Raw genomic sequence first — 14,108 nt, forward strand, 5'->3', positions numbered from 1 at the left:
AAATGACATTCACGGTTCGGGTGGGAGTAAAGGGAGGAAATTATGTTGGGTTATAGCCTGTTACGCCTGGGTTTGTTTGTCGCGCTGGCCATTGTCGCCTGCACAGCGGTGGGGCTCTTCACTTATCTGGTCGTCGCCGCTCTCGCAGAATAAGCAGGCGCCATGTAATAAAAATGTAAAATAAATCCTGAATCTGAGGGGAATATTGTGAACCGTTATTTTTCTCTCATCCCGGTTGTTATTATATTTACAACCGCTTGCGATCAGAAAGCCCCCACCGTCGAGTCCGCCCCGCGCATGGTTAAAGTGGCGCAGGTGACCGCCGTGGGCAATACCCAGCAGCGAACGTTTCCGGCACGCATTGAGTCTGGCGATTCCACCGAACTGTCGTTTAAGCGGGGTGGCCAGGTGGAGTCGCTAGATATTCGTCAGGGGGCAAGCGTCGCCCAGGGGCAAACGCTGGCGCGCCTGAATGCCCGCGAGGCCCAGCAACGGGTCAATGAGCGGCAAACGGCGGCCACTCTCGCCCAGCGTCAGTTCGACCGCTTCCAGACTCTGGCCGGGCGCCAGGCTATTTCCCAGGCGGAGATGGACGTGCAGCGCGCCAATCGCGATGCCACCAATGCGGCCTTAAAAATCGCTCGCGAAGAGCTGGCGCAAATGAGCCTCATCGCGCCCTTTAGCGGGATTGCCGCCGGCGTGCATATCCGCAACCATCAGGTGGTCGCCGCCGGCCAACCGGTGATCACCCTGACGCGGACCGACCTGCTGGATGTGGTCTTCAGCATTCCCGAAAATCTGTTCACCTCCCTGGATATCCGCAATACCGCCTACCGTCCCGTCGTCAGGATCAATACCCTGCCGGGCCGCGAGTTTACCGCGGAATACAAAGAGCATACCGGCAGCAGCGACAATAGCACCCTCACCTGGCAGATCGTGTTAACCATGCCGCGGCCAGATGATTTTCCCGTCGTCGGCGGGGTCAGCGGCACCGTGACGGTCAATCTCGGCAATTTACCGGCCAGCGCCGGACGGGAAACCCTCATTGTGCCAGCGGAGGCGGTGTTTAACCCCGATAACCGGCCAAAGAACGAGCCGGTAGTCTGGGTGGTGAAAGGCGATAACGCGCATCGATATCTTGAGGAGCGTAAGGTCACCGTCGGCGAGGTGACTTCGCAGGGAGTGGCGATCACCGACGGTCTCCGCGCGGGTGAACAGGTGGTTGCGGCGGGCGTGAGCGAGCTGCATGCCGGGCAGCCGGTGCGGGTCTGGACGCGTGAACGAGGATTATAAATGGATATTTCCCGTCAGTTTATTAACAACTCGACCCGCGTCTGGTTAGCCATTTTGCTGTTAGGGGTGGGTGGCCTGTTCGCCCTGCTCAATATCGGCCGCCTGGAAGATCCCGCCTTCACCATCAAAACGGCGGTGATCGTCACCCACTACCCTGGCGCGTCCGCTCAGCAGGTGGAAGAGGAGGTTACCCTGCCGCTGGAAAACGCGATTCAGCAGCTTCCCTCGCTGGATAACGTCAGCTCCATCTCCTCGAATGGCTTATCGCAAATTACGGTGAATATTGCTTCGCAGTACCATTCCAGCGAGCTGCCGCAAATCTGGGATGAGCTACGTCGCCGGGTCGGTGACGCCAGCCGCCTTTTCCCCCCTGGCGTAGTCCCCCCTTTCGTCAACGACGACTTTGGCGATGTGTTTGGCTTTTTCTTCGCTATCTCGGGCGACAGTTTTACCAACCCGGAGCTGGTGCGCTATGCCGAACAGTTGCGCCGGGAACTGGTGCTGGTGCCGGGGGTCGGTAAAGTCGCTATCGGCGGCGTCATTCCGCAGCAGATCAATGTGGATATCTCGCTGGCGAAGATGGCGGCGCGCGGGATCACCCTCAACCAGCTCGCCGCAATCCTGGCCCGACTCAACGTGGTGTCCAGCGCCGGGGAAATCCGCGTTGGCAGCGAATCGATCCGCCTCCACCCCACCGGTGAGTTTCAGAGCATCGATGAGCTGGGAGATCTACTGGTCAGCCCTCACGGCGCCAGCGCCACCACCCGACTGCGGGATATTGCTACGCTGTCGCGCGGGCTAACCGACTCGCCGGCCAGTATCTATCATGCCAACGGGCGCCAGGCGGTGACCATGGGAGTTTCTTTTATCCCAGACGTCAACGTTATTGACGTCGGCCACGCTCTCGAGGCCCGCCTCCAGCAGATGGCCGCCGACAAACCGGCGGGCATCGACATCGCTATTTTTTACGATCAGGCAGCTGAGGTCGCCCACTCGGTCAATGGCTTTATTACCAATTTTCTGATGGCCCTGGCGATTGTCGTCGGCGTGCTGCTGGTATTTATGGGGGTGCGCAGCGGGATTATTATTGCTCTGTCGCTGGCGCTCAACGTTCTCGGCACCCTGCTTATCATGTATATCTGGGGGATCGAACTACAACGGATCTCCCTCGGAGCGCTTATCATCGCCCTGAGTATGTTGGTGGACAATGCCATTGTGATTGTCGAAGGGGTGCTCATCGCCCGTCAGCAAGGCTCTCCGCTGCTGGGCGCGATTAACTATGTGATCCGTCGCTCTGCCCTGCCGCTGCTTGGCGCGACGATCATCGCCATCCTCGCCTTCGCGCCGATTGGCCTCTCCCAGGACTCTACCGGGGAGTATTGCAAATCGCTGTTCCAGGTGCTGCTGATCTCCCTGATGCTGAGCTGGTTTTCCGCTCTGACCATCACCCCGGTGCTTATTAAGTGGTGGCTGTTTAAAAACGCCCCGTCGGCCGCCGCCGCGGAGGAAAAGGCCGATCCTTACCGCGGCAGCTTTTACCGTGGCTATCAGCAGGCGCTGCGAATACTGCTGCAGCAAAAGACCCTGACCCTGGTGCTGATGGGCGCGCTGTTAGCCGGAGCGATCTGGGGCTTTACCTTTGTTCGGCAGAATTTTTTTCCGTCATCGAATACGCCTATATTCTTTGTCGACCTGTGGCTACCCTACGGTACCGATATAAACGCCACGGAGAAGATGACCCGGGATATCGAGCGGTCGATAGCCGGTCAGCCGGGGGTGGTCACCACCGTCTCCACCATCGGCCAGGGCAGTATGCGTTTCATTCTCACCTACAGCGGGCAGCGCCAGTACAGCAACTACGCGCAGATTATGGTGCGGATGGATGATCAACGCGGCATCGCCCCTGTCACCCGCCACGTGGAGGACTGGATTGCCAGAAACTACCCGCAGGTTAACGCCAGCACCAAACGCATTATGTTCGGCCCCTCCGGAGATAGCGCGATTGAGGTGCGCATTAAGGGCCCAGACCCGGATACGCTGCGCGCGCTGGCGAGTCAGGTAGGCGATATCCTCGCCGCGGACCCGGCGACCGACAGCGTGCGTAATGACTGGCAGAACCGCAGCAAAGTGATCCGCCCGCAGTATTCCCCGGCGCTGGGACGCGAGCTGGGGGTGGATAAACAGGATATTGATAACGCGCTGGAGATGAATTTCTCCGGGAGTCGCGCCGGGTTATATCGTGAAGGGGCCGATCTGCTGCCAGTGATCGTCCGGCCGCCGGAAGCAGAACGTCAGGATGCCAACCATCTGAATAATGTGCTGGTCTGGAGCCAGAGTCGCCAGCAATATATCCCGCTGAGTAACGTCATCAATGGTTTCGCCCTGGAGTGGGAAGATCCGTTGATCCTCCGCCGGGATCGTACCCGGGTGCTGACGGTCCAGACCGACCCCAGCCCGCTAAGCGGCCAAACCTCGGGTGATATTCTCGCGCGGGTGAAACCGCGCATTGACGCACTGCCGCTGCCCCACGGCTACCGTATCGAATGGGGCGGCGATGCCGAGAACTCCAGTGAGGCGCAGCAGGGGCTGTTTACAACCCTGCCGCTTGGCTATCTGGTGATGTTTATCATAACGGTGCTGATGTTCAGTTCGCTGAAAAACGCCGTCGCCATCTGGCTGACCGTTCCGCTGGCGCTGATCGGGGTCACACCCGGCTTTCTGCTTACCGGCATCCCCTTCGGCTTTATGGCCTTAATCGGCTTGCTCAGCCTGAGCGGTATGCTGATCCGTAACGGCATTGTGCTGGTAGAAGAGATAGAGCAACAAAAACAGGAGAAAGATCAACGACAAGCTATTATTGATGCGGCAACCTCTCGTCTGCGGCCGATCCTGCTGACCGCCTTCACCACCGTACTTGGCCTGGCCCCGCTGCTGCGCGATGTCTTTTTCCAGAGTATGGCGGTGGTGATCATGTTCGGCCTCGCCTTTGCCACCGTGCTGACGCTGCTGGTTCTGCCGGTTATTTACGCCTGCTTTCACCATAAGGATATGACGCCTCAACGATGAACAGTACCGGTCTGAGCATTATCAAGACATTAGGCTGTATGACAGCGGTGACCTTTTTCACCATCTATAACACCTGGGATCGCTTTGATTATGACTATCACTGGATCCTCGGGCTGCTGACCTTTATCTCGACCATCGCGACGCCGCTGTTTTTTGTCGTGGCCGGCTATCTTGATGCGCAGACGCGCCACGATGCCAACTGGCAAATTGGTAAAATTAAAAGCGTGGTCATCGTCTTTCTGTTTTGGGTGACGGTCTATTATGTCTGGGAGCCTTACCAGCGCGGCTACCTGATCCAGCCCTGGTTTATTTTCGCCCTGATTGTCATCTATACCTTTCATCCTTTGATCGCCTGGCTCAGCCAGCGGCGCGGGCTCTTTTTCGCCGTGCTCCTGACGCTGCTGTGCTGCTCCTACGGTTACGACCTGCTCTCGGTGATCTACCCGGACAGACATCTTTTCAGTTTGCCGCCGCAGTATCGCCTGTGGACATGGCTACTGTTTTATTTAACCGGGCAGTTGTTTAACGATCCAAAGGTCGCGGAGTGGATACGCAACCCACAGGTGATTAAAGGGTCGATTATCGCCCTGCCCTTTGTCTATTTATTTACCTGGTTTTATGAACGCCATTTCTTCTTCGCCCTGTTTAAAGCAGATCGTAATGCGTTCATTCTCACGGGATCGCAAATTTATATCCTGATCGTCCTGCTGGTGATCGCCGCTAACGCCGTGCAGTTTAAAAAGAACCGCGAGTGGAAAGAGGCCGTGCTGGCGACGGTCAGTAAAGCGATGACCGGAGTTTATATCCTCCACTATTCCGTGTTTCACCTGCTGGTGATGCTCATCCCTGTGCATTCGCTAGCCACCAAGCTGGGGGTAATAGCGCTGACCTTTGTCCTGTCGGTGCTCATTTCCCTTGCCGCGCTCTCCAGTACGCTGCTCAGGAAGGTGATTACCTTGTAACCGACAACGGGACGATTTAGCGGAAGCTCCACTGGATACTAATCACAAACACGCTGGGAATAATAATGCCGCTTTCAACGGCGAAATAATCGGTGAAGTTATACTGGATAGCGTGGTAGATATAGGGTGAAAAGCCGATCCCCGTGGCGTCCTTAAAGTCTTTATAGGAGCCATGATCACCGCAATGCTCGAAGGCGTCGAAGAAGAATTCGCCGGTATAGCCGTAAACGCCTTTGAAGGTCCACCCGCTGCCGCTGTGGTACCAGTCTCTTCTCACCCCCAGCGCCAGGCAGCGATCGTTGAAGCTGTTATTCATAGTGCCAAGCAGAAGGCTGTATTTGGAGTCTGCAGAGAATTTCCGCTCCACTGAGAAAAAATGGTTTTCGAAATTCTCTGTATATTGTCCGTGATTATTGGTCAGATGGTAAACATAGGAACCGGTATTCACAGAATAGAGGTTAAGTTCGTTCGCCTGCGCGAGAGAGGCTAACCCGGCCAGGAGCATCACGCTTTTGCCGCGCATTTTCCCTCCTCAGTCCTCAAGGCCTGTCCAGGGACAGAAAGCTTTTGCCGTATTTACCGGTCGTGACAGGGGTATAAGACTCGACAGGGAAATGGGGGAAAGATAACGATGCCAAACCGCCGCGTCGTTACCAAAAAGCGTAGCACAGCCCTTATTCGCCAACAAATCGAATGGGCCGTTTACGACATGGCAGACGTTACCCCTTTACCTTACTGTGCAAAAAGCAGACAAAGCCTCATCATATTTTCCGCTATGCTCAGAGTCCGACGCGGAAGAAAGCCACCTGTCGACGACAGCGTTGCTGTTTACCCCTTCGCGCGTCGGCGCAATTTCATGCATTTCGCCAGCCATGACAGAATTTTCACAATTGGCTTTCTTCTACCATCATCAGCTTCTTCCCGCTGGTTTTACAGCGAAATCCTGCACAACCCGACTTTTCTGTACAAGTTATCACTTAATAAAATCATTATAAATCAACCAATTAAAACACACACAAAAAATAAGCCGTTACGTTGTACATATAGTAATGAAAAAAGTTGTACATAGTGAAATCAGCGTCTATAGTTTTGGAGTGTTAACTGCTTGTTGCGCAACAAAGCGGGGAAGCTTGACGATTGCGCAGCGAGTCGGACGGTGGTTCCTGGTTATACATTTCCTGTTCGTGACTTGGCGCGTACCAACGGTACGCTGCGACTTTTATTGTCTGTTTGCTTTATACGTGGGAGAGTTCGAGCTATGCATATTAAAAATACCATTCCAGCAGAGTTTGTCTTCAATTCGGCCCTGATGAAGAATATTGAGAATACGCTCATTAAGCAGCACAGAACGGTAAATAATGAGCGGATGATTACGGAAATCCAGCATCGTCTGCAAACGGAAAGTAACGAAATACTTTCCGATCTCTATCTGCAGGCGCTGGATATGCTGTACAGCAAACCTCATCATTAAATAAACCCACTGTGCTGGCAGCAGGCTTCGACCTGCTGTACCGGCGCGCCTGGGTCTCTATCGGCTAACTGAGGCAAAAAAATGTCACACCATAATACTTGCTATCGTTCTGAGCATTACGATCTGTGGTTTGATAATGGTTTTCTTCTCTATGGGATGTCGCTGATCCTGAATAGCCTGCCGGCATCTTACTTCCGCAAAAAACATGTTTTCTTCACCAGCGACAATTATTTCGCGGTACTGCAGCACAACTATAATCGGCGGGATACATTATTTATTCTGTTAACCGAAGGCAACGATCTTAATTTTCTTAGTGAACTGCCTATGCTGCGCTTACCGGCCAACTCGACGCCGGAAGAGTTAAAGATATTTCTGCATCAACCCACCCGCTATTACAAAACCCATCCGGCGCCAGGCGCCTCGGTGCAGTTTACCGAGCGGGAAAAGAAAGTTATTCAACTTATCAGCAATGGCGAAGCGGTCGCCAGCATTGGCCGGTCGCTAAACCTGCATATAAAAACCATTTATCAGATCCGGCTGAATCTGATTAAAAAGCTCGGCTGCAGCGGTAGAACCGATTTTTTTAATATCAGCCGCAGCGAAACGTTCAAATCCTGGAGCCAGATTCACCTGTAACCCAGCACTCAAGCCCTGATCCGCACCACGGATCGGGGCGCTTAATTTTGGCCGTGAAAATGGATGCTGAAGCCCTGCTCCTGCCAGTGGCTGAGCAACTCCTCCTGCAGAGGCGTGGCGGCACGTCCGGTCCAGACGAAAATATGCTGCCCGGGAAATAGCTCAGGCCGCGGCGACTCCAGCGGTTCGGCGAGAACGTTGACATGCCAGCCGCGTTGGGAAAGACGCCATGCCTCCAGCCACAGACGCGTCCTGTCCTCATTGCTCCAGCCCACCAGCAGCGTCTCTTTGCCATTTTTTTTACGCGCTTCGGCGAGAAACAACGCTACGCAGTCAATTAACAGGCCGTCCAGCATGCTGCTAATCACCAGCGAGGTATTCTGATCCAACTTGAGACGCTGTCGTACCGGCACTAACAGGCTATCGATGAGGGTGTCGACGGGGTGTTGATGACTGAGCGCCATTAATTTGGCGCGGATTCTGGCGGGTTGCATATAACGCAGAATGGACATCATCTCTTCCTGAAGATGCGCGGATTCGTCGCGCGCCGCCGGCAGGTTATCCTCCAGCAGCGCTTTGACTTTCCCTACTGATACACCGCGCTCTATCCAGCGCTTGATCTCTTCGATACGCAGGATATCTTCTTCATCAAATTGTCGATGCCCGCCTTCGCTACGCTGCGGTTTCAGTAGACCGTAACGACGCTGCCAGGCGCGCAGTGTGACCGGATTGATTCCGCAACGTTCGGCGACTTCACCGATACTGTAAAACGCCATAGCAGCCTCACATCAACCTGATACCTTAATACCTAAACTAACGAATTCAGGCATCCTGTACAACTCTATTTTCTTGTACAGATAAAGATATCAGGTTGCGGCTCACAGCGCCCGGGAAAAAAGATGAAAAAATGTTTAGCTGATTTCGCGGTGGTTCATTTTTTCTCCGGCCATGCGACGGCGGGTAGGCCCCCCAGGCGCGCGCTGGCGAACAAATTGCCCTGAAACTGTGAAATACCGGCTGATTCCAGCCACATCCACTCTTCAGCACGCTCAACGCCGACGGCTGAGACCGCAATCTCCAGAGAAGTACAGCATTTGATAATCGCCTGTACAATCGACTGGCGCGGTCCGTCCTGGTGGATATTGCGGATCAGCTCATGGTCGATTTTAATTCTGTCGGGTTGGTATTGCGCCAGCAGCGATAGCCCGGCAAACCCGGCGCCGAAGTGATCGATGGCAAGATTAATTCCCGCGCCCTTCAGTTTGCGCACCGCATCGGTAAAATCGTCCATCCGCGAAATCACTTCCCGCTCAGTGAACTCGACAATAATCTGCTCCGGAATAAGGTCATTGCGACTAATTTCGTCGAGCAGGAAAGCCACCGCATTCGGCGCTTTGACCATGGTCATCGGCAGTAAATTAATGCTTAACGCCTTATTACGTAAACCTAATTTTCCCGCCAGCGACAACGCCACCCGTTTACTGTGCAGGTCAGCGAGATAAATATCGTCCCCGGTCAGCCCGGCAAAATAGGCGCCGGGGGATTGCCCGTCCGGTGTACGCAACAGCGCTTCCCACGAAATAATTTCGCAGGCGAAAGGGTCGACAATCGGCTGGAAGGCAAAGGAACAACCTTCCGTATTATCGATAATCGGGGTATCAGGATAGAACGTCTCCTTATCAGGAATAAAAACCCAACTATCTGCGGAAGGAATCTCAAAATAGTTCGCTTTTTCTGTGGCTTCGACAAAAGTACGGAAAAATTGCAGCGCCCGGTCATCATAGGTGAGCTGATATTTTGACGTCCCCCGGTCCATCACCGCCTGCAGAACTTCCTCGCGATCGTGTTCGCGTAAATCAAACAGTTCCATCCCGACCTTACCAAAACGACGGGACGGTGCATAATCGCAAAGCAACTCCACCAGATTATAGTGGCGAGGATCCTGGCAGATATGCTGATAAATATCCTGAACCTTTTCTTCAGGCCCCTCAATGAGTTGAAAAAAATGCGTCCCGTTAAAAAGTAAAATACCGGTGACGTCCGCCTGCCCATTTCTTTCGTTTGCCCTGGCGACCATGGCCTCGATCGATTTGAATGAGACATTGTCGCAGATATGGCTGCGATAAATGATGGTGGTTAGCATAGTGATTCCAGATGGGAGGGATAAGCATTCACAGTAGCAGTTATCAGGCTAAGGGTCTCGTAAAACTACGTTTTGTCTTAACAAAAAAGATACACTAAAAATCCCTTTTTTGTGCAAGGTTTTTCCTTTTTTTCTTTCCTTGTACAACATGCAACGCTAAACCCCACCTTCACAAGCCAGAACCGCGCCAGGCAAAAAAAATTAAACAATTAAAAATCATACAGTTAACCTCATATGAATCATTATTGTGCAACTTTGTGTGTACAGGTTAATAATTATTGTATAAGTTTAATGGCAGTTAACAGATGAATGAAATGAAAGGAGCACATATGCAGCAGAATGGTTACATTCCAGATACAGCGAACGCAATTGCCCAGTATTTCAACAAAGCATCTTTGCCTTCCCAGCAGGAAACCCTGGGTCAGATCGTGATGGATATTCTTAACGAAGGGCGTCATCTCAACCGCAAAGCGCTATGCACCAAACTGTTGAGCCGCCTGGACCGCGCTCGCGCGCCGGAGGAAGAGAGCCACTATCAGACCTTAATTGGTCTGCTGTTTGCTGGCCAGGAATAACGTCATCGATCGTCGCCTGTTGCAGCGCCGCAGTAGCAGATGAGGGGCGATCGCTTCCACAAACCTGCTGCTGACCTGAATGCCGTTCGCCTATTCAGGAAAAGGGTGGCATGCATAGAGACGGTTATGAATAACAGTGAAACTGAGGAAATAACCGATGAAATCATCGGCGAGGCGGTTCTAGCGCTTCTGAAAACGAATCGCCCGATTACCACCCCGACCCTGCTGGTTCGACTTCGGTTAATGCAGGCGACAGAACCAGATCGCCAGCGTAGAAAGATCATCGCTGCCGTGATCGAAGAAATTTGCGCGAAGCTTATCCGTCAGCGGAAGTACGCGCCTTTACAGGTAAAGAAAATCAATGGCCGTTGGGAAACCAGAGGTTCGCTGGCGCCAGACAGCATGCCGTCGGAAGCTAAAAAGATCCACTGATTATCCCAACCATGGTGAATTAAACAGAGTGAGAATGTGATGAGACAGACTATGCATCAGCAACCAGATATTTACGCAAGACTGCAGGACACCGCGCTCTCCGACTATTTCCGTAACGCCGGTGATAAACTGGTTGATGAGTCCGCCGTCATGTCGCTCGCCATCAACAGTATTCTCCAGTCCGAGGGTCACCTGAACAATAAGGCCATTATTTTATGGCTGATTCAGGCGCTGGAAACCACCGATGACGTGGTGACCGCGGACGTGATCCGAAAAACACTGGAGATTGTCGTTGGCTACACCATGGACGATATCTAACGTCGCCACGCTTCTGGCCCGCCAGGACAACGCCTTCTCCGCAGAGCCTGTCCGCTCTGAGCAAAAAAAACCTCGCTAAGGCGAGGTTTTTTCTTTTACCTGATGGCGGTTCAGTGGGCGTTGACCACCACCCACATCGGCCCCTGCCCAACCGCATAGCGGCCTTTCTCCTGCAGCAGTCCCTGCTCACCGACGATGTCGTACACCGCGATATGGTGCGACTTCTGCCCGGCGGCAATGAGATATTTACCGCTGTGATCGAGGTTAAAGCCGCGCGGCTGGGTCTCGGTAGGCTGATAGCCTTCTACCGCCAGCACGCTACCATCTTCCGAAACGCTGAACACCGTGATGATGCTGGCGGTACGATCGCAGGCGTAAAGATGACGGCCATCCGGGGTGATATGAATATCCGCCGCCCAGCGCACGCCGCTAAAATCAGGCGGCATCATATCCAGGGTCTGTACACATTCGATGTTGCCCTTAGGATCTTTCAGCTCCCAGACGTCAATCGAGCTGTTTAGCTCATTGACGCAGTAACCATACTGCTGGTTGGGATGGAATACCATGTGACGCGGACCGGCGCCCTCGACGGTCGTCACTTCCGCGGGCTCCTGTGCCGAGAGGAAACCATCGTCGCTGAGGGTAAACAGGCAAATGCGATCCTGCTTCAGCGCCGGCACCCACAGGGTGCGATTATCCGGGGAGATATTGGCCGAGTGGCAGCCTTCCAGCCCTTCCACCACGGTGATGGTTTCGCCCGGCAGGCCGTCGTGCAGCGGGGTCACGCTGACACAGCCCTGATTGTAGGAGGCGCTGAAGACAAAGCGGCCATGACGATCGGTAGAGATATGGGTCGGGCTGCCCGGCAGCGCAGCTTCGCCCGCAAAGGTTAACGCCCCGTTATCCGGCGTGATGCGATAGGCCAGCACGCGAAACTCCGGACGAACGCCAACGTACAGAAATTCCTTGTTGGGGCTGACCACCATCGGCTGGACCTGCCCTGGGGCATCAACCACCTGCACCAGCGTCAGTTTGCCGTCCGCTTCAAGACTCCAGACATGGATTTGTTGGCTTTCCGGGCTGGCGGTATAAACGGTTTGTTTCATGACTACTCCTTCCCTCACTGCACGTGGAATTTTCATTTTCAGGATAACAGCACCCTGAAAATTATAAGACATCCGCCCATGATACTCGCATCGTCCGCCGAATTTCCGCCGGACGGCGGCACAAAGGGCATACAGACATTCACGGCAGATGTGGAAAAATTGGTCCTGACGCCACGGCGGTGTACCATCATGGCCAGGTCACTTTTCAACATCAACCGGAAATAACACATGACAACACGCGTGATTGCCCTGGATTTAGACGGCACCCTGCTTACCAGCAAAAAAACCATTCTGCCCGCTTCGCTGGAGGCACTGGCCCGCGCCAGAGAGGCAGGCTATCAGGTCATCGTCGTCACCGGACGTCATCACGTCGCTATCCATCCTTTTTATCAGGCACTGGCTCTCGATACACCTGCAATTTGTTGTAATGGCACCTATTTGTATGATTATCACGCAAAAAAGGTTTTGGCCGCCGATCCTATGCCGGTAGAGCAAGCGGTAAGCCTCACTGCCATGCTCGCCAAACAGCAGATCCACGGCCTGGCATATGTGGACGACGCGATGCTTTATGAACACCCCACCGGGCATGTGATCCGCACCCGCAACTGGGCGCAGGCGTTACCGGAAGATCAGCGTCCGGTTTTCGCTCAGGTCGATTCGCTGGCGCAGGCGGTTCGCGAAGTTAACGCGGTATGGAAATTCGCTCTCACCGATGACGACATTCCCCGCCTGCAGCGGTTTGCGCAGCAGGTTGGCGAGACGCTGGGCCTCGAGTGCGAATGGTCGTGGCACGATCAGGTGGATATCGCGCGCGCCGGCAACAGCAAAGGCAAACGCCTGGCGCAATGGGTGGCCGACCAGGGGCTGTCGATGCAGGATGTGGTGGCCTTCGGCGATAACTACAACGATCTTAGCATGCTGGAAGCGGCGGGCACCGGGGTGGCGATGGGCAACGCGGTGGACGAGGTGAAAGCCCGCGCCAACATAGTCATCGGCGACAATGAGTCCACGAGCATCGCCGAGTTTATCTACCGCCAACTGCTGTAATCAGGCGGCGATCGACACGCTTTTGATCTGGGCAAACACCTGCTGACCTGGCGCTATCGCCAGGTCGTCCCGCGCCCATGGGCTAATCCTGGCCCATAGCAGACGGTCACTCACTCTGAGCTGCACTTCAATCTGTCCGTTGACCTCCAGACACTGAGCCACCTCGGCGCGCAAGATATTGCGGATGCTGGTCCCGGACGGCTGGGCCAGTGTCAGCGAAACGTCCGACGCCTGAATGCGGATCCGTGCGGTGTCGCCTGCGGGACGTTCGAGCCGGTTGACCCACAGCAACTGGTCCCCCAGCGCCAGGGCCGTCATCGCATACTGCGGATGCTGCGCGGCGACGGTGGCGCTGAGGATCGTACTCTGCTGTTCCGCGGGCAGCCAGGGGTGCATCACGCTGCTGCTCCAGACCTCCTCCAGCGGACCGAAAGCTTTCACCTTACCGGCCTCCAGCACCAGCACGCGATCGGCCAGATGCTGGATCTCATCCAGCGAGTGGCTGACGTAGAGCATCGGAATATGGATCTCCTGCGCCAGCCGCTGCAGGTAGGGCAACAGTTCGCGTTTGCGCGGAATGTCCAGCGAGGCCAGCGGCTCATCCAGCAGCAATAGCTCCGGCGCGGTCAGCAGGGCGCGGCCGATGGCCACTCGCTGCTTTTCGCCGCCGGATAACCGGCCCGGCAGACGATCCAGCAAGGGCGCAATCCCCAGCAGATCCACCAGCTTATCGAACTGGCTGACCATGGATTTCGCCATCCCATACTGCAGATTGCCGCGCACTTTATAATGGGGAAACAGGCGCGCATCCTGAAAGACATAGCCGATACGGCGCTGCTCCGGCGCCAGGCAGATACGCTGCGCGGTGTCGTTCAGCACCCGGCCATTGAGCACGATCCGCCCCGCCTGGGGTCGGGTCAGGCCGCTGATGGCGTTAATCAACGAGGTTTTGCCCGCGCCGGAGACGCCAAAGACGGCGGTGATCCCGCTGGCGGGCAGAGTTTCACGGATCTGCAGGCAGTGGCTACCGAGGGTCTGGGTAAAGTCCAGCTCCAGCAT

At 54.8% G+C, this 14,108-nt stretch carries 15 protein-coding genes; 9 read left to right on the plus strand and 6 right to left on the minus strand.

What is annotated here, in order from left to right; genetic code table 11:
* The first annotated feature begins 207 nt into the window (after nucleotides 1-207).
* From KHQ26_RS11580 to KHQ26_RS11590, 3 genes are read left to right on the plus strand one after another with little or no spacing between them, the layout of a single operon-like run.
* Nucleotides 208-1,293: an efflux RND transporter periplasmic adaptor subunit gene (locus KHQ26_RS11580; protein ID WP_020804493.1), complete on the plus strand. Its 1,086-nt coding sequence runs from the start codon at nucleotides 208-210 to the stop codon at nucleotides 1,291-1,293.
* Nucleotides 1,294-4,359 carry an efflux RND transporter permease subunit gene (locus KHQ26_RS11585; RefSeq protein ID WP_211777888.1) on the plus strand — a complete coding sequence of 1,022 codons (3,066 nt, stop codon included), beginning with the start codon at nucleotides 1,294-1,296 and terminating at the stop codon, nucleotides 4,357-4,359.
* Between the two features lie 38 nt (nucleotides 4,360-4,397).
* Nucleotides 4,398-5,321, plus strand: a complete 924-nt coding sequence (locus KHQ26_RS11590; RefSeq protein ID WP_002895284.1) for an acyltransferase — start codon at nucleotides 4,398-4,400, stop codon at nucleotides 5,319-5,321.
* Between the two features lie 16 nt (nucleotides 5,322-5,337).
* On the opposite strand, the gene KHQ26_RS11595 is transcribed toward KHQ26_RS11590, so the two are convergent.
* Both KHQ26_RS11595 and KHQ26_RS11600 read right to left on the minus strand, forming a co-directional pair.
* Complete coding sequence (locus KHQ26_RS11595) at nucleotides 5,338-5,844, minus strand: hypothetical protein (RefSeq protein ID WP_002895283.1); 507 nt, start codon at nucleotides 5,842-5,844, stop codon at nucleotides 5,338-5,340.
* Nucleotides 5,845-6,048: 204 nt separating this feature from the next.
* Nucleotides 6,049-6,195, minus strand: coding sequence for a hypothetical protein (locus KHQ26_RS11600; protein ID WP_004229842.1), 147 nt, complete (start codon nucleotides 6,193-6,195; stop codon nucleotides 6,049-6,051).
* A gap of 384 nt (nucleotides 6,196-6,579) precedes the next feature.
* Here KHQ26_RS11600 and KHQ26_RS11605 point away from each other — a divergent pair, with 384 nt between their 5' ends.
* Together KHQ26_RS11605 and KHQ26_RS11610 are read left to right on the plus strand one after the other, a co-directional pair.
* Nucleotides 6,580-6,792 carry a biofilm development regulator YmgB/AriR family protein gene (locus KHQ26_RS11605; RefSeq protein ID WP_002895280.1) on the plus strand — a complete coding sequence of 71 codons (213 nt, stop codon included), beginning with the start codon at nucleotides 6,580-6,582 and terminating at the stop codon, nucleotides 6,790-6,792.
* A gap of 81 nt (nucleotides 6,793-6,873) precedes the next feature.
* The gene (locus KHQ26_RS11610) at nucleotides 6,874-7,428 is read left to right on the plus strand and encodes a helix-turn-helix transcriptional regulator (RefSeq protein WP_004151695.1); all 555 of its coding nucleotides are present in this window, start codon (nucleotides 6,874-6,876) and stop codon (nucleotides 7,426-7,428) included.
* A gap of 41 nt (nucleotides 7,429-7,469) precedes the next feature.
* On the opposite strand, the gene KHQ26_RS11615 is transcribed toward KHQ26_RS11610, so the two are convergent.
* Together KHQ26_RS11615 and KHQ26_RS11620 are read right to left on the minus strand one after the other, a co-directional pair.
* Nucleotides 7,470-8,204: a MerR family transcriptional regulator gene (locus KHQ26_RS11615; RefSeq protein WP_004176830.1), complete on the minus strand. Its 735-nt coding sequence runs from the start codon at nucleotides 8,202-8,204 to the stop codon at nucleotides 7,470-7,472.
* A gap of 155 nt (nucleotides 8,205-8,359) precedes the next feature.
* Complete coding sequence (locus KHQ26_RS11620; RefSeq protein WP_004176831.1) at nucleotides 8,360-9,571, minus strand: diguanylate phosphodiesterase; 1,212 nt, start codon at nucleotides 9,569-9,571, stop codon at nucleotides 8,360-8,362.
* Between the two features lie 329 nt (nucleotides 9,572-9,900).
* Here KHQ26_RS11620 and ycgZ point away from each other — a divergent pair, with 329 nt between their 5' ends.
* The 3 genes from ycgZ (at nucleotide 9,901) to KHQ26_RS11635 (ending at nucleotide 10,896) form a co-directional block, all read left to right on the plus strand.
* Nucleotides 9,901-10,146 carry a regulatory protein YcgZ gene (gene ycgZ / locus KHQ26_RS11625; protein WP_004151693.1) on the plus strand — a complete coding sequence of 82 codons (246 nt, stop codon included), beginning with the start codon at nucleotides 9,901-9,903 and terminating at the stop codon, nucleotides 10,144-10,146.
* Between the two features lie 126 nt (nucleotides 10,147-10,272).
* Nucleotides 10,273-10,578 (plus strand): hypothetical protein, encoded by a 306-nt coding sequence (locus tag KHQ26_RS11630; RefSeq protein WP_004147654.1) that lies wholly within the window; start codon nucleotides 10,273-10,275, stop codon nucleotides 10,576-10,578.
* A gap of 51 nt (nucleotides 10,579-10,629) precedes the next feature.
* Nucleotides 10,630-10,896 (plus strand): biofilm development regulator YmgB/AriR family protein, encoded by a 267-nt coding sequence (locus tag KHQ26_RS11635; protein WP_002895168.1) that lies wholly within the window; start codon nucleotides 10,630-10,632, stop codon nucleotides 10,894-10,896.
* 110 nt (nucleotides 10,897-11,006) lie between these two features.
* Here the strand turns inward: KHQ26_RS11635 and pgl are convergent, their stop codons facing one another.
* Nucleotides 11,007-12,002: a 6-phosphogluconolactonase gene (pgl, locus tag KHQ26_RS11640; protein WP_002895166.1), complete on the minus strand. Its 996-nt coding sequence runs from the start codon at nucleotides 12,000-12,002 to the stop codon at nucleotides 11,007-11,009.
* A gap of 228 nt (nucleotides 12,003-12,230) precedes the next feature.
* Here pgl and KHQ26_RS11645 point away from each other — a divergent pair, with 228 nt between their 5' ends.
* Nucleotides 12,231-13,049 (plus strand): pyridoxal phosphatase, encoded by an 819-nt coding sequence (locus KHQ26_RS11645; RefSeq protein ID WP_002895164.1) that lies wholly within the window; start codon nucleotides 12,231-12,233, stop codon nucleotides 13,047-13,049.
* On the opposite strand, the gene modC is transcribed toward KHQ26_RS11645, so the two are convergent.
* Nucleotides 13,050-14,108: a molybdenum ABC transporter ATP-binding protein ModC gene (gene modC / locus KHQ26_RS11650; protein WP_004179075.1), complete on the minus strand. Its 1,059-nt coding sequence runs from the start codon at nucleotides 14,106-14,108 to the stop codon at nucleotides 13,050-13,052. It abuts the gene before it with no gap.

The sequence above is a fragment of the Klebsiella sp. 10 genome (assembly GCF_018223925.1).
GTDB lineage: Bacteria > Pseudomonadota > Gammaproteobacteria > Enterobacterales > Enterobacteriaceae > Klebsiella > Klebsiella pneumoniae.